We start from the raw sequence: 16,883 nt of genomic DNA, 5'->3' as shown, positions 1-16,883 counted from the left end.
TGTTTTACTTTTTTCCTAATAAGCCATATAAGATTTTTTCCCTGATTTCATCAATGATTTCGAGAGATGAGTCTGGATTTTTTTTAAACCAGAAATAAGAATTATTTAGGGTATGAAGAATAAATTTTGTGGTAAAATCCGGCGATTTTAATTCCCATTTTTCCGCTCTGTAGATCTCAATTATTAAATTTTCAACTTCTGATTGATATTTTTTTCTCAATTCTACAAATTCAGAACTTCTTTCTTCCAAATGCTTCCATTCATTGGAATAAATATGGGTAACATCCGGGTTTTTAAGAACTACAGATAAATGTTTATTAATAAATAAGTCTAATTTTTCTTTGGGAGGAACATTTGTATTTTTCACAAGCTGAAGTTCCATAAAAAACTCATGGGCAATTCCAAAACAGATCCATTCAAGTAGAACCTCTTTAGATCTGATGTGAGCGTATAAGGAAGCGGCTTTGATATTTAATTTATTAGCCAGATCCCTAACAGAGCTACCCAAATAGCCTTTTTCCTTAAAAAGCTCAATCGCTTCTTCCAATATTTTTTTTTGTTTCTCTTTAAGCTCCATATGCATTACAAAAATAATTAATCTTACCCATATAGAGATTCTAAAAATCGGAAATTTTGTCAAGTTAATTTTACGTTAAAAATGCATAAATCGGAAATTTTGACGTATTTTTTTATAAATTTAGTAATTGAACAATTTTTGCGTTATACGCCTTGAATTAAATGATAAATAATTGATGGCATTAAGAAACTAAGCCTGAAAATTTGGTTTCTTAGTGTTTTTAGGAAAAATAAACTTAAACAAATAATTGCAAAAATATGAACTTAAACCAATATACTGTAAAATCACAAGAAGCCATCCAGGCAGCCCAACAGACTGCTATGGAATTTGGCAACCAGAGTATTGAACCTCAACATTTACTTGAAGGGATTTTTCAGGTGGATGAAAATATTTCTCCGTTCTTACTTAAGAAATCAGAAGCAGATGCCCATTTAGTAAGAGAGCGTAACCGTGAAAATATTGAAAAGCTACCCAAAGTAGAAGGTGGTAATATTTATCTTTCACAATCTGCTAATAAGATTTTATTAGATGCTCCCAATATTGCTAAAAAAATGGGTGATGAATATGTAACGATTGAACATTTATGGCTGGCTCTTTTGGAAACTGGTTCAGAAGTATCCAAAATGCTGAAAGATATGGGAGTAACCAAAAATCTTTTGGAGGGAGGAATCAAAGAATTAAGAAAAGGAAGTAAAGCAACTTCTGCCAGTTCAGAAGAAACTTACCAGTCCTTAAATAAATATGCTAAAAACTTTAATGAATTAGCAGCCGAAGGAAAACTAGATCCGGTAATCGGACGTGATGAAGAAATCAGAAGAGTTCTTCAGATCCTTTCAAGAAGGACTAAAAATAATCCTATCCTGATTGGTGAACCGGGAGTTGGTAAAACTGCTATTGCAGAAGGAATAGCCCATAGAATAATCAATGGGGATGTTCCGGAGAACCTGATGGACAAAACACTGTACTCATTAGATATGGGTGCATTGATTGCAGGTGCCAAATATAAAGGAGAATTTGAAGAACGTTTGAAATCTGTTGTGAACGAAGTGATTAAATCTGACGGACAGATCATTCTTTTTATCGATGAAATCCATACTCTTGTAGGGGCAGGAGGTGGTGAAGGAGCCATGGATGCAGCCAACATCTTAAAGCCTGCTTTAGCAAGAGGTGAATTAAGAGCTGTAGGTGCAACAACACTTAACGAGTATCAAAAATATTTCGAAAAGGATAAAGCGCTGGAGCGTCGTTTCCAAAAAGTAATGGTAGAGGAACCGGATACTGAATCTGCCATCTCTATATTAAGAGGTATTAAAGATAAATATGAAGCTCACCATAAAGTAAGGATTAAAGACGAAGCAATCATCGCTGCTGTAGAAATGTCTCAACGATATATTTCAGACAGATTCTTACCGGACAAAGCAATTGACCTTATCGATGAAGCTTCTGCAAAACTGAGAATGGAAATCAATTCAAAACCGGAAGAACTGGATGTTCTGGACAGAAAATTAATGCAACTGGAAATTGAATTGGCCGCCATCTCAAGAGAAGGAAACCAAACAAAAATAGACCATTTAAAAGAAGACATTGCAAAAATTTCTGAACAGAGAAATGAGATCAATGCCAAATGGTTAAAAGAAAAACAAAAAAGTGAAGATCTTACTCAGATCAAAAAAGATATTGAAGCTTTAAAGCTGGAAGCAGAAAGAGCTTCAAGAGCTGGAGATTATGCTAAAGTAGCAGAAATCCAGTATGGCAAAATCAAAGAAAAGGAGGATGCTTTACAGAAACTTGAGCTGGAAATGCAAAATCATCAGAATGAATTGATCAAAGAAGAAGTTACTTCTGAAAACATCTCTGAAGTTATTGCTAAATGGACAGGAATTCCTGTAACGAAGCTTTTACAGTCCGAAAGAGAAAAATTATTAAATCTTGAAGCCGAACTTCACCATCGTGTTGTAGGACAGGATGAAGCTATTCAGGCTGTAGCAGATGCGATCAGAAGAAACAGAGCGGGACTAAGCGATGATAAAAAACCTATCGGATCCTTCCTGTTCTTAGGAACAACCGGGGTAGGTAAAACCGAATTAGCAAAAGCACTTGCAGAATTCCTATTCGATGATGAAAACAATATGACCAGAATTGATATGAGTGAATATCAGGAACGTCACAGTGTTTCAAGATTGGTAGGTGCGCCTCCGGGATACGTAGGATATGATGAAGGCGGCCAATTAACTGAGGCAGTAAGGAGAAGACCATACTCCGTAGTACTTCTGGACGAGATAGAAAAAGCCCATCCTGATGTATTTAATACATTGCTTCAGGTATTGGATGATGGCCGTCTCACTGATAACAAAGGTCGTGTAGTAAATTTTAAAAACTCCATTATTATTATGACATCCAATTTAGGATCTCATTTAATTCAGGAAAACTTTGAAAATATTACCGATGAAAACCAGGATGAAATTGTAGGTAAAACAAAAGATGAAGTGTTCGATCTCTTGAAACAAACTCTACGTCCTGAGTTCCTGAACAGAATTGATGAAGTGGTTCTTTTCCAGCCATTAAGAAAAAAAGAAATTGGAAAAATAGTTCAGTACCAATTAAGAGGATTCAATGATATGCTGGCAAAACGTAATATCATTATGACCTTTACTCAGGATGCCGTTGATTATCTGATGAACAAAGGATATGATCCTGTATTTGGTGCAAGACCTCTGAAAAGAGTGATCCAACAGGAAGTTTTAAATAAACTATCCCGAGAAATTCTTGCCGGTACGGTGAATGACGGAAATAGAATCACCTTGGATTATTTTGAGGAAACAGGATTGGTTTTCCGACCAACGGAATAACTAAGTAGTTTTTTTTCATATATTAATTTTAAGATAAGTGCCGTAGACTCAAAATCTGCGGTACTTATTTTATTTAAACTCTTTTCTTAAATAGATAAGAAATAAAAAGCAATCCGTAAAAACACTAATAATTAACAGTGAAAACACTGTATTTTAACTTGTTTTTTTTCCGAAATTTGCATATTACAATTCTCAATATATAAAACCAAAAGTTATGAACGAAGATCAATCATCTGAAAAAAGTGTTACCCCCAACACTATTGTTAACAGTCTTATCAAGAATATGATAGACAATTACAAAAAAAACCAACTGGCAGTAATCAATAAGGAATTAAACATGAGCGATTCCCACTCTATCTGGTTTGATCTGCCTACTTTAAAAAAGCTTATTGCTGATGTAGAATCTGAAACAAAAAAAATAGATCCGAATATTACGGATAAAGAACTTGGGCTTAGATTTTATTTTGCCGCCTATCCAAAAGCTGAAGATTGGGACATTATGAAAGGACAAACTATTGATAAAGAATATGCAGGCAAGCATACTCTCGTAATGGTACCTACCATCAACAGAGAAAACCTCAACTTCGATTTTAACCCTTTAAATTCTGGAGCTCTTAAAACAACAAGTACACCTAAGGCAGCAGCTACTGTAACCTCGCGTGTTGTTGAAGAAAGTTTGGCTCAGAATCACGGACAACTTATTCCTCCTAATGATTCTAGTGTAGAATTATATTAACAAATAACACTATCAAGTAGAATACAATGTCTGATTTCCAAAATTTATTAAGTGAAAGTATGCTTTTTTCAGAAGGTCTGGCAATGGCTATTGCGCTTTTGTCTTATAACCGTGTAAAGGGACAATATTGGAAGTTCTTTGTATTCTACTTAATTTTTATTTTCCTGTGTGAAGTATTTGGTAAATGGGGAGGTAATTTTATTTCATTTGATAAATCTAAATATTATAACTATTTCGTAATTCCAGTTCAGTTTTTATTTCTCTATTGGTTATATGCTGTAAAGTCTCTGGATAAAAAGAAGCTATTTTTCATATTATCTTCCATTTATCTGCTCTCTTTCATTCCTAATGAATTATTTTTCGAAAAAAGGAAAATAATTTTTTCTTTTAATTATACTTTTGGAAGCTTCCTTTTAATGATTCTGGTAATCATGGAATATTACAAACAGATTAACTCTGCCAATATTCTTCATTTCAAAAAAAACAGGATGTTTTATATTAATCTCGGAGTTACCTTGTTTTATATAGGAACATTACCATTTTGGACTTTTTATTTCCTGCTTTTAGAGCACATGGAAATATGGAATATTTATTTTAATTATTTTCTGATTTCAGGAATCATCATGTATTTACTATTCTCAATTTCATTCATATGGGGAAAACAGAGCTATTCATAACCATTATTCTATTTAATCTGTTCTTTGTATTATTTGTTGTTGCGGTTCTTATCTACATCAATAAGTACAAACTGCGGAAAAAAGAATACCTGAATGAAATTGAAATAAAAAATGAAATTCATCAAAAAGAGATTCTTGCCACCCAGCTTGAAATACAGCGGATAACGATGCAGCAGATAGGCAGGGAACTTCATGATAATATAGGACAAAAGTTAACTTTGGTAAGTCTATATACCCAGCAACTATTACACGAAAATAAAGTACCTCAGGTTACAGAAAGAATAGAACAGGTTTCTCAGATTATCAATCAGTCCCTGCAGGACCTTAGAAGTCTTTCCAAGACATTAACTGATGACAAAATCAATCAGAAGGGAATCATTACTTTAATTCAGGAAGAAGTGGATAATTCCAATCTGTTTAAACGCTGTAATATAAGCTTTCAGCATAATTTTGAACACCTTGATCTGGGATTTGTCCATAAAAATGTTTTATTAAGAATTACGCAGGAATTTATACAAAACAGTATTAAACATGCTCAATGTGAGAATATCCGGATTACCCTGAATACCTCGGAAGAAACCTTATGGGAACTAAAAATTCAGGATGACGGGATCGGCTTTGATCTTTCTTCCTCTTCTTCCAATGGAATAGGTTTAACCAATATGAAAAACAGAGCAGAAATCATAGGAGCAGACTTTAGTCTGGATAGCAAACCTAGTCAAGGAACTTGTCTAACAATTATTTTAAAAAAATAATCATGAAAAAAAGCATTGTCATTGTAGATGATCATATACTTATAGCAAAAGCATTAGAAGGAATTATTGATAATTTCCAGGATTTTGAAGTGATCTATGTTTGTGAAAACGGAAAAGATCTTATACAAAAATTTGAAAACGACCAAAAAATTCCCGATATCATCCTTTTGGATATCAGCATGCCTATCATGGACGGGTTTGAAACAATGTCATGGATAAAAGACAAGCATCCAGGAATAAAAGTAATGGCCCTCAGCATGCAGGGAGACGATAAAAGTGTAATCAGGATGATTAAAAACGGAGCTAAGGGGTATCTGTTAAAAAATACCCATCCAAAAGATTTGGAAACAGCTCTTACAAGATTAGACAATGAAGGCTTCTTTTACCCGGAGTGGGCTTCCCGCATTATATTATCAACTCTCAATAATGATACTCCAGAACTTACTGTAAAGATATCTGAAAGGGAAAAAGAATTTTTAAAATATACAGTTACGGAATTAAGCTACAAAGAAATCGCTGATAAAATGTGCTGTAGCCCAAGAACCGTTGAAAGTTACCGTGATCAGCTTTGTGAGAAACTAGATCTTAAAACCCGTGTAGGTCTGGCTGTATTCGCTATTAAAAATGGATTTGCTTAATAATTAAATGCAATACATAGCAAAAGTTATTTTCCCATATATTCCCCATAAAAACCCATAAATAAAGAATAAAATAAACATTATAGTTCATTCATTTAGTTAATTTTAAATAAAATATTAATATATAACTAAAATTATATCAAAAATAAATTATATATTCACATTTCATCAATAAAATATTAACACATGAAAAAACTATTATTTACGATTCTTTTTCTAGGGCTTGTATCATCTTGTAATAATGATACCATTTCAAACCAAACAGAAGAATCACCAAACACTCTGACTACTTCAACTTCAGCCAATATGGCTAATAAGAGAACCTGTATTTCGGATGAAATACGCAAGCAAGATTTGCAGAGCAATCCGGAACTGGTACAAAAAATGAATGCACTAGAAGCAAATACGGATAACTTCATCAAAAAACTACAGGCAGGAAAAGTACTTGCAGACGGAACTATAGAAATTCCTGTTGTGGTAAATGTTATTTACAGAACTTCAGCAGAAAACATTTCTGATGCAAGAATAGCAGAACAAATTGCAGTACTCAATGCGGACTTTGGAGGAATTAATAGTGATGCCAACAAAGTCCCTACAGAATTTCAATCTGTAAAAGCTAATGATACAAAAATAAAATTCCGCTTAGCTAATATAGTAAGAAAATCTTCAACAAAAACCAGCTGGACGGGACATACAATGAAACAATCCTCTCAGGGAGGAATAGATGCAACTACCCCCTCTAATTATCTCAACATATGGTTAGTAGGTACAATTGCAAGTACAAGAGGCATCACTTTAGGGTTTGCTACTTTCCCTGAATCTGCTGGCGCCTGGAATGACGGAGTGGTAATTGCAACTCAGTTTTTTGGAAAAACGGGAGCAACAGCCCCCTTCAATTTAGGAAGAACAGCTACTCATGAAGTAGGGCATTATTTGAACCTAAGACATATTTGGGGAGATGCTTATTGCGGAAATGACCTTGTAGATGATACACCTACTCAACAGGCAGATAATAGTGGACAGCCAAGCTATCCTCTTTATCAAGTATGCGGAGGCGTATCAAGATCTGTTATGTTTATGAATTATATGGATTACGTAAATGATGCAGCTATGTTTATGTTTTCTGCAGGACAAAGAGTAAGGATGCAATCGGTAGTGGCTTCATCCGGAGCAAGAGCCGGACTTAGAGTTTTATAATCTATAAATTGAAATAAAAAATCCTGAGTAAGTCTCAGGATTTTCTTTGTTATATAAATTTTGTATTATCTTCCGGCGTATAGTCCATAAATAGCCCTCCATCTAATGTTACTGATTTTACTTCTTTTATAATAGGAATTGTAAGATGAGATCTCTTTTGATTTTTCTCCCATACCGAAGGCGTAAAATGAAGTTTTTCTGTAGAATTATCATTATAAGTCATTATCACATCAAAGGGAACAACAAAACCACCTACATTTTCTATATTTACAGTAAGCAGATTGTTCTCTTGTGAGATATTACTTATTTTTAAATCTATATAATTATTGCTATAAAACCAGTTATTCCAAAACCAATTAAGGTTTTTGCCTGATCCTGTATTTATGGAATAAAAGAAATCCCAGGGAATAGGATGCTTTCCGTTCCAATTATTCATATAATGATGTAAGGCTTTTTTAAATAAATCATCTCCAAGATAATCCTTTAAAGCAAGATAAGATAAAGATGATTTTACATAGGAATTATTCCCGTAGCCGGATCCACTTACCTGTGTACTCATTGTAATAATAGGCTGATCCTGTTCGGCAGACGGATCATTGATCCATTTTTTCACTCTAAAGTCTTTGTAAAACTCTTTAGCGGACTTTTCCCCATTTTCATCAACACCTATCAAATATTCAAGTGTAGTTGCCCAGCCCTCGTCCATAAATGCATAGCGCGTTTCATTAATTCCCATATAAAAAGGAAAATAAGTATGGGCAATTTCATGATCCGCCGTTAACCTTGCATCATTAAGATCATCCGGAATACTGGTATCATTAATCATCATAGGATATTCCATATCTGCATATCCCTGAATAGCTGTCATTACAGGATAAGGATATTCTATTCCAGGCCAGTTTTTGGAAAACCAGTCTATATTATAACGCATCCAGTCCACATAATTTTCAAAATCTTTTGCTTTAGCCTTATACCCTGCCTGCACACTTACTCTTTTTGTTTTCAGCTGTACACTGGCTGCATCCCAAACATAATGATCACTTAAAGCAAAACAGAAGTCTGTAATATGATCGGCTTTGAATTTCCACACATTCCATTTATTCTGTTTGGTAACCTTTCCCGATTCCATCTCTGATTCATTAGCAATATGAATAACCTTATCACTTTTTAAAGAAGCTTTATATCTTTTTAAATATTCGGATTGAAGTACCTCTTCCGGATTGAGAAAATTACCGGTAGCCCAAACCACATAATTCTTAGGAGCCGAAATAGCAAAACTATAATCATTAAAATCATTATAGAATTCCTGCCTGTCTGAATGAGGCAGCATCCCATCCATTATAATCATCATATACTGAAATGCGGGGGAAGGAATAAGCTACATAAAATGTCTGCGGATCAATCTGTCCTTCGCGACCACTTTGAACCGATAAAGGATATTCCCATTCTATTTTGATTTCTGATTTTGATTTTGATTGTAAAACTGTGTTGAGCTCCACTTTTTCAACAGTTCCCCAATCTTCACTGTTAATATTGTATTTTTCACCGTTTACTATAAATGATTTGATCTCCAAACCTGAACTCAAAAAGTCTTTTGAAACAAATCCGGATCTTGGAGACTGCGGTTTATGAAGATTATTCACAAATCTTACGGCCAGTTCTTTCAAGTCATTAGGACTGTTATTGGTATAAATAATAGTTTCTTTCCCTGAAACCACTTTAGTATTTGCATCTACTTTTACTTCAACATTATATACTCCTTTATTTTGCCAATAATTCTTTCCTGGAGCTCCGGAAATATCTCTCGTTTCATTATCATAGGCTTTTTTAATATTTCTTGGCATATAAAGTTCTTGTGCCGAAAATTGCCACGAGGCTATCAATAATAATCCTATAGCCAATTTCTTCATTTAAATTATTTTTTAATAAGTTATGAGTTTCATTAAATTATAACAAAAAAGGCAATAAAACATTGCCTTTTCTTTATTTAAAACTGTAAGTCTACAATGACCGGAAAATGATCTGAAGGATAAAGCAAGTTTTCTCTTCTGTCATTAATATGTCGGTGTGACTTTATTTTCAGGTCCTTCACAAAAATATAATCTATCCTTTCCTTGGGAACTTCATTTACATTAAAATCTGTAAATGTTCCTACCGGACCGTAATGTTTTGTTTCAGAATGGTAGAAACTGTCCTGTAGACCTTCTGAAAGAATTTTGATAGGTTCCGTATCATCTGTCAGATTGAAATCTCCGCTCAGCGTAACCGGAAGATCTTTAGGATTAATTTCTTTAATCTTCTTTAAAATTAAGCCTGCAGATTTCTCTCTTGCTATATTACCGATATGATCAAAATGTAGATTCATAGCGAGAAATTCTCTCTTTGATTTTTTATCTCTAAAAACAGCATAGGTACATACTCTGTTATAAGCGGCATCCCAGCCTTTAGAAGGTTTGTCAGGAGTTTCCGAAAGCCAGAAAGTTCCGGATTTTAAAACCTCCAGTCTTTCCGTATTATAAAATATAGCGGAAAACTCGCCTTTCTCTTTTCCATCATCTCTTCCCACTCCCACATAATTATAATTCTTCAATCCGGTTTTGATATCTTTCATCTGTTGAGGCAAAGCTTCCTGAACCCCGAAATAATCCGGATGATAGTAATTTAATAAATCTACGGCATCCTGCTTTCTTTCAGTCCATGCATTTTCTTTATCTGATTCTACCTGCAACCGGATATTAAAGCTCATCACTTTCAAATCCTGCGCCATAGCAAAAGCAGCGAAGAATAATGGTAAAGTAAAGAATAGTTTTTTCATGTTTCACGATTAGTTTATTGATCTTTTTAGTTTGACTTTTTGGCCTTAATCATAGCTTCTAAAGCATCCCACATTTCTGAAGGAATTTCATCCAGCATATTAAATTCTCCAGCACCCTGCAACCATTCACCCCCGTCAATAGTTACCACTTCTCCGTTCATATAAGCAGAATAATCAGAAACCAAATAAGCCGCTAAGTTAGCTAATTCCTGATGTTCTCCCACCCTTCTTAACGGAACTTTTTTCTTCATATCAAATTTTTCCTGAAGATCTCCGGGAAGCAATCTATCCCAGGCACCTTTTGTAGGGAATGGTCCCGGAGCAATTGCATTAAAACGGATTCCATATTTTGCCCATTCTACAGCCAAAGATCTGGTCATTGCCAGAACACCCGCTTTTGCACAGGCAGAAGGTACTACAAATGCAGAACCTGTCCATGAATAAGTAGTTACAATATTAAGTACGGTTCCGGGAATTTTAGAATCAATCCAATACTTACCAATAGAAAGTGTACAGTTTTTAGTTCCTTTCAAAACAATATCCAGAATAGAATCAAATGCTGAATGTGTCAGTCTTTCCGTAGGAGAAATAAAATTTCCTGCTGCATTATTCAGTAAAATATCAATTTTTCCAAATTCTTTGATAGTAGCTTCTTTCATAGCTTCTACCTCATCCCAGTTTCTTACATCGCAAGCAACACATAATACTTTTCCTCCTGTTTCATCTTCAAGTTCTTTTGCAGTCGCCCGTAATTTTTCAATATTTCTTGAAGTGATAACCACATTAGCGCCTAATTGCAGAAAATATTTGGTCATTGCTTTTCCAAGGCCACTTCCACCTCCTGTAACAATGGCTACTTTATCTCTTAATGCGCCTTCACGCAACATAGGTTGAGCATATAGATTCATAATTTTTTATTTTTTCTAAAAATACTAAATATTATGAGGATAGTGCTTAGAATGCTTTATAAATAAATGTAATAAATAATGATTCTTTCTTTTTTTGATTACTTTTATCCCCTAAAATTCATATATCCATGAAAAGATCGAGAATTTACTTTTTTTCAGCCTTTTTATTCTTTAGTATTTACTGTAGGGCACAGCATTTTGAAAAGCTTTATCAATATGTCCATCCTTTAATAGGAACTGAGAAAATGGGACATACCTATCCGGGAGCTACCGTACCTTTCGGAGCGGTACAGCTCAGCCCTGAGACAGATACAATTTCTTATGAGCTTAACGGAAAATACAATGGTGAAGTATATAAATACTGTGCAGGTTACCGGTATGAAGACAAAACCATCGTAGGTTTCAGCTCTACTCATTTCAGTGGAACGGGACATTCTGATTTGGGAGATTTTTTAGTAATCCCTACCATAGGAAAATTACAATTGAATCCTGGTACAGCTTCTCATCCTGAAACAGGTTACAGAAGCAAATTTTCTCATCAGAATGAAAAAGCTGAAGCAGGTTATTATAAAGTTAAACTTGACGATTATAATATTTTAGCTGAACTTACCGCCACAACAAGAGTAGGGGTTCACCGTTATACTTTTCCAAAATCCGATCAGGCTCACATTATTCTGGATATGATGGCAGGAATTTATAATTATGATGGTAAAAATGTATGGACCTATATCCGGGTAGAAAATAACCATACTATTACCGGTTACAGGCAAACTAACGGCTGGGCAAGAACCAGAACAGTTTATTTTGCAATGAAGTTTTCCAAGCCTTTTACATCTTACGGACAGAAAAATTATGATGGTAAGCAAGTATATGGAGGATTCTGGAGAAAATTTGACCAGACTAAAAACTTCCCTGAAATTGCAGGTAAAAACCTGAAAATGTATTTTGACTTTAATACTCATGAAAATGAAGCTATTGAAATCAGGCTGGCCATTTCCCCTGTAAGCCAGACAAATGCTTTGGACAATCTGGAAGCAGAAACTGGAAATTTATCTTTTGACCAGATAAAAACCAAAACTCAGGAAGACTGGAACAAAGAACTCAACAGAATTGTTATCAAAGGTTCCGATACTGAAAAAACAAATTTTTATACAGCGATGTACCATACCTTTATTAATCCTACTGTTTATATGGATGCTAATGGGCAATACAAAGGTCTGGATCAAAATATTCATCAGTCCACAGACTTTACCCACTATACTACCTTTTCACTTTGGGATACATATCGTGCACTGCATCCGTTTTTTAATATCATTCAGCCTAAAAGAAATAATGATATAATACATTCAATGATGGCTCATTATAATCAGTTTTCGATGAAGATGCTGCCGGTATGGTCTCATTATGCCAATGAAAACTGGTGTATGAGCGGTTATCATAGTGTAAGCCTTGTTGCGGATGCCATTATTAAAGGAGTGTATACCGGAGACCCGAAGGCAGCTTTAAAAGCTTGTGTAGAAACAGCCAGTAAAAGAGATTATGAAGGCATAGGTTCTTATATAGATATGGGTTATATTCCTGCTGAAAAAAATGGAACTTCCGTTTCTAACACCTTAGAATATGCTTATGATGACTGGGCAATTGCTCAACTGGCAAAACATTTGGGAGAAACAGAAATTTACAATCAGTTTATCAAACGTTCTGAAAACTGGAAAAACAATTTTGATACGACAACCGGATTTATGCGTCCTCGTTTAGCAGACGGGAGCTTCAAAAAAGATTTCAATGCTTTAAGTACTCACGGGCAAGGTTTCATTGAAGGAAATTCATGGAACTACAGCTTCTTTGTTCCTCAAAACCCGGATGAACTGATCAAATTCATGGGAGGAAAGAAAAAGTTTGCCGGAAAACTGGATGAATTATTCACCATGCACCTTCCGGATGAGTTTTTTGCTGATACGGAAGATATTACAAGAGAAGGGATTATCGGCGGATATGTTCATGGAAACGAGCCTGCTCATCATGTTGCCTATTTATACAACTGGGCTGATCAGCCATGGAAAACTCAGGCACAGGTTCGTCATATCTTGGAGATGCAATATAAAGCAACTCCGGACGGATTAGGTGGGAATGATGATACGGGACAAATGAGTGCATGGTATATTTTAAGCTCATTAGGATTCTATCCGGTAGCTCCCGGATCCGAAAATTACTCGATTGGAAGTCCTGCTGTAGATCATGCTCTTCTTCATTTAGAAAACGGAAAAACTTTTGAAATAGAGACGGTGAATCAAAGTCCACAAAATGTGTATGTAGAAAAAGTAATATTAAATGGTAAGGAGATAAAAAATTTCACCTTAACTCATTCTGAAATTATGAATGGAGGAAAACTGACATTTCATATGAGTAATAAAGCAAAGAAATAATAAAAGCATAAACATGATGAATGATCACGAATCCTATATGAGACGATGTATTGAACTTGGTAAGATTGCTAAAGAAAATGGAGAGAGCCCGGTCGGTTCCATATTGATAAAAGACAATATAATTGTCGCCGAAGGAATAGAAGCAGGAAAGCAGAAAAAAGATATTACCCGCCATGCAGAAATCGAAGTCATCCGAAATTATATACAACAAACTTCTAATAGCAACTTAGAAGGATTCACTATGTACACCACTCACGAACCGTATATAATGTGTTCTTATGTAATCCGTCATCATAAAATAAGCTCTGTTGTCTGGGGAATTTCAACGGGTGAAATCGGTGGCTACAGCAGTCCGGATTTCAAAATTCTCCCAAGTGAAACCATTTCAAAATGGGGTGATGCTCCTTTATTGATTCCCAATATCCTGGAAGAGGAATGTAAAGCCCTACATCATTAAAATAAAAAGGCTGCAAAACGCAGCCTTTACTATCTATTCCTGAACTTCAAAGAGCAAACGCTCCCCGAATTTTTCTGAATTTATTATACCATTGTCATATACAAGATTTCCATTAACAAAAGTATGGGTCACTTTAGAATGGAAATTTGATCCCTCCAAAGGGCTCCAGCCACATTTATAAAGAATATTTTCTTTAGCCACCGTCCAGTTTTCATTGACATCAACCAAAACCAAATCTGCTTTATACCCTTCTCTGATATAACCTCTTTTTTCAATTCTGAAAAGAATGGCCGGATTATGACACATTTTTTCTACAATTTTTTCAAGCGAGATTTTTCCATTCTTATAATTTTCAAGCATAACCACTAAAGAGTGTTGTACTAACGGAGCTCCCGAAGGACATTTTGTATATACATTCTGCTTTTCCTCCCATGTATGAGGAGCATGGTCCGTAGCAATTACATCAATCCTGTCATCCAAAAGTGCTTCCCAAAGACCATCTTTATCTGTTTGAGTTTTAACAGCAGGATTCCATTTAATCAATGCTCCTTTTGTTTCATAATCTTCATTAGTGAATGTAAGGTGATGAACACAAACTTCCGCTGTAATTTTTTTATCTTTTAACGGAATATCATTTCTGAACAATTCGGTTTCTCTCGCAGTTGACAGGTGAAAAACATGAAGTCTGGCTCCTGTTTTTTTCGCAAGTTCTATCGCTTTGGAAGAGGATTTATAACATGCTTCCTCACTTCTGATCAAATGATGAAATTTCACGGGAATATTTTCTCCGTATTCATCTATATATTTCTGGGTATTCGCTTTGATAGTGGCCTCATCCTCACAGTGAACCGCAATAAGCATTTTAGTATTGCTGAAAATATTTTCTAAGGTATCAGGATTATCAACCAACATGTTTCCAGTGGAAGATCCGAGGAAAAGTTTTATTCCCGGAACATTTCTAGGATTAGTCTTTAAGACTTCTTCCAGATTATCATTGGTTCCCCCCATCATAAATCCGTAATTGGCATAAGCTTTCTTAGATGCTATTTCATATTTATCCGCTAATAAGTCTTGGGTAACTGCATTGGGAACAGTGTTAGGCTGATCGATAAAACTAGTAACTCCTCCCGCAATAGCAGATCTGGATTCACTTTCTATATCCCCCTTATGCGTCAGTCCCGGTTCTCGAAAATGTACCTGATCATCAATAACTCCCGGAAGGAGATATTTTCCTGATCCATCAATTACCTGATCTGCCTCTTCCGTAATTTGATTTTCTATTTTAGAAATTAAATCATTTTCAATCAAAATATCACTTTCCAATATTTGACCTTCATTAACGATTTTTACATTTTTGATTAGGGTCTTCATTTACTTTTATTTAGACTTATATTTATGACAAAATTAAGGTTTATGAATGAATTTTAATACCTGCAACAAGAAATCAATTTCTAAATTTTTACATTTGCACGAAATTTCAATTTTGAAGAAACTTCTCAACGAGACAATTATATATGGCGTGGGAGCCATTATGCCAAGAGTGATTTTATTCATTCTTAACCCATTATATATCAATCAGATTGAAAATAAAGATTTCGCCATATTTTCTAATTTATATGCGCTGATTTCATTTGTGAATATTATGCTGTCTTTTGGTTTTGAAACTGCATTTTTCCGTTTCTCTTCAGAAAAGGATAATGAAAAGAAAACATTTAATACTTCATTCTGGTTTCTGTTCGGACTCTCCACTCTTTTCCTTTTAATCTGTCTGATCTTCAGCCAGCCCATTGCCGATACATTACAATACTCTGATAATCCAGAATATATACGCTGGTTTGCATGGATTGCCTTTTTTGACAATCTTTGTGTTATCCCATTTGCATGGCTCCGTTATAATAATAAACCTATCAAATATTCATTAGTCAGAGTTTGCCAGTCATTCTTCCAGACAATTGTAACAATCGCTTTATTCTTGTACATTCCTTTGAGTGTATCCCAAGGTTTTGGCTTAAAAGAGAAAGTATCTTTTCCTTTCTACAGTAACCTTGCGGCAAGTTTCCTGGGCTTCTTATTATTGCTGCCTGTTGTTTTCAAGGTAAGACTTCAGTTTTCTTCTGATCTATTTAAAAGAATGATTAAATATTCGTGGCCTGTAATGATCGCCGGATTAGCCTTCATGTTCAATGAAAACTTTGATAAGGCTATTCAGATCTTTTATATTCCGAATGAAGATGCCGGAGCTTATGGTGGCTGTTATAAGCTTGCCGTTTTAATGACCTTATTCGTTACCGCATACAGAATGGGAATAGAACCGTTCTTCTTCAAGCAAATGAACAGCGAAAATGCACAGAATACCTATGCTAAAGTAACTGAATATTTTACATTCTTTGCTTCTACTGTTGCCATGGGAATCATTGCCAATATTTCCTGGTTAAAACAAATTTTAATTCCAAACAGTTCTTATTGGACCGCTATTGATATCATTCCCATTATTGTGATTGCCAACCTTTGCTTTGGAATTTATTATAATTTCTCCACTTGGTATAAAGTAACGGACAGAACACAAATAGGAACTCTAATTTCCTGGCTGGGAGCAGGAATTACTATCGTCTTAAACCTTTTATTCCTGACCAAATACGGATTTATGGTATCTGCATGGGTTACCTTTCTTGCCTATTTCATTATGATGATCACTTCTTATCTCTTAGGGCAGAAATATTATCCTATACCTTACCGAATAAAAAAAATGACATTCTTTATCGGATTACTGATGGTTTTTAGTTTCATTACCGTATATTTTTTCAATTATAATTTCTGGATTGGAAATTTCTTATTTATTGTCTATGCG

13 protein-coding genes and 1 pseudogene are annotated in these 16,883 nt (G+C 34.8%); 9 read left to right on the top strand and 5 right to left on the bottom strand.

Translation table 11 applies throughout. From position 1 onward, the window contains the following. Nucleotides 1-4 precede the first annotated feature (4 nt). Complete coding sequence (locus tag Q0A18_RS08685; protein WP_292009759.1) at nt 5-577, bottom strand: TetR/AcrR family transcriptional regulator; 573 nt, start codon at nt 575-577, stop codon at nt 5-7. Nucleotides 578-834: 257 nt separating this feature from the next. Here Q0A18_RS08685 and clpB point away from each other — a divergent pair, with 257 nt between their 5' ends. The 6 genes from clpB (at nt 835) to Q0A18_RS08655 (ending at nt 7,429) form a co-directional block, all read left to right on the top strand. Then, on the top strand, nt 835-3,426 hold the full coding sequence (gene clpB, locus Q0A18_RS08680) for an ATP-dependent chaperone ClpB (RefSeq protein ID WP_292009758.1): 2,592 nt from the start codon (nt 835-837) through the stop codon (nt 3,424-3,426). A gap of 214 nt (nt 3,427-3,640) precedes the next feature. Then, on the top strand, nt 3,641-4,162 hold the full coding sequence (locus tag Q0A18_RS08675; protein ID WP_292009757.1) for a hypothetical protein: 522 nt from the start codon (nt 3,641-3,643) through the stop codon (nt 4,160-4,162). A 26-nt stretch (nt 4,163-4,188) separates the two neighbouring features. Further along, entirely contained in the window at nt 4,189-4,839 is a 651-nt protein-coding gene (locus Q0A18_RS08670) for a hypothetical protein (protein WP_292009756.1), read from the top strand. After that, entirely contained in the window at nt 4,815-5,594 is a 780-nt protein-coding gene (locus Q0A18_RS08665; protein WP_292009755.1) for an ATP-binding protein, read from the top strand. Before Q0A18_RS08670 ends, Q0A18_RS08665 begins: the two co-directional genes overlap by 25 nt. Before the next feature lie 2 nt (nt 5,595-5,596). Then, nucleotides 5,597-6,232: a response regulator transcription factor gene (locus tag Q0A18_RS08660; protein WP_292009754.1), complete on the top strand. Its 636-nt coding sequence runs from the start codon at nt 5,597-5,599 to the stop codon at nt 6,230-6,232. Nucleotides 6,233-6,418: 186 nt separating this feature from the next. After that, nucleotides 6,419-7,429, top strand: a complete 1,011-nt coding sequence (locus Q0A18_RS08655) for a zinc metalloprotease (RefSeq protein WP_292009753.1) — start codon at nt 6,419-6,421, stop codon at nt 7,427-7,429. Nucleotides 7,430-7,478: 49 nt separating this feature from the next. On the opposite strand, the pseudogene Q0A18_RS08650 reads toward Q0A18_RS08655, so the two are convergent. The 3 genes and pseudogenes from Q0A18_RS08650 to Q0A18_RS08640 all read right to left on the bottom strand — a co-directional run bounded on the left by Q0A18_RS08650 (nt 7,479) and on the right by Q0A18_RS08640 (nt 11,152). Beyond that, a pseudogene (locus tag Q0A18_RS08650) lies at nt 7,479-9,339 on the bottom strand (M1 family metallopeptidase). A 77-nt stretch (nt 9,340-9,416) separates the two neighbouring features. Then, nucleotides 9,417-10,244, bottom strand: coding sequence for an endonuclease/exonuclease/phosphatase family protein (locus tag Q0A18_RS08645; protein WP_292009752.1), 828 nt, complete (start codon nt 10,242-10,244; stop codon nt 9,417-9,419). Between the two features lie 26 nt (nt 10,245-10,270). After that, the gene (locus Q0A18_RS08640; RefSeq protein ID WP_292009751.1) at nt 10,271-11,152 is read right to left on the bottom strand and encodes an SDR family oxidoreductase; all 882 of its coding nucleotides are present in this window, start codon (nt 11,150-11,152) and stop codon (nt 10,271-10,273) included. A 128-nt stretch (nt 11,153-11,280) separates the two neighbouring features. On the opposite strand from Q0A18_RS08640, the gene Q0A18_RS08635 reads away from it, so the two are divergent. Together Q0A18_RS08635 and Q0A18_RS08630 are read left to right on the top strand one after the other, a co-directional pair. Next, entirely contained in the window at nt 11,281-13,578 is a 2,298-nt protein-coding gene (locus tag Q0A18_RS08635) for a GH92 family glycosyl hydrolase (RefSeq protein WP_292009750.1), read from the top strand. 13 nt (nt 13,579-13,591) lie between these two features. Then, a complete protein-coding gene (locus tag Q0A18_RS08630; RefSeq protein WP_292009749.1) occupies nt 13,592-14,035 on the top strand; it encodes a nucleoside deaminase in 444 nt (147 codons plus the stop codon). 33 nt (nt 14,036-14,068) lie between these two features. Here Q0A18_RS08630 and Q0A18_RS08625 read toward each other — a convergent pair whose 3' ends face one another. Then, on the bottom strand, nt 14,069-15,406 hold the full coding sequence (locus Q0A18_RS08625; RefSeq protein ID WP_292009748.1) for a dihydroorotase: 1,338 nt from the start codon (nt 15,404-15,406) through the stop codon (nt 14,069-14,071). Between the two features lie 112 nt (nt 15,407-15,518). On the opposite strand from Q0A18_RS08625, the gene Q0A18_RS08620 reads away from it, so the two are divergent. Continuing rightward, on the top strand, nt 15,519-16,883 hold a 1,365-nt coding region (locus Q0A18_RS08620), incomplete at its 3' end, for an oligosaccharide flippase family protein (protein WP_292009747.1).

Source organism: Chryseobacterium sp. (assembly GCF_022712095.1).
Classification (GTDB): Bacteria; Bacteroidota; Bacteroidia; order Flavobacteriales; family Weeksellaceae; genus Chryseobacterium.
The sequence above is the reverse complement of the archived record's forward strand: the minus strand, read 5'-3'. Positions and strand labels throughout refer to the sequence as shown.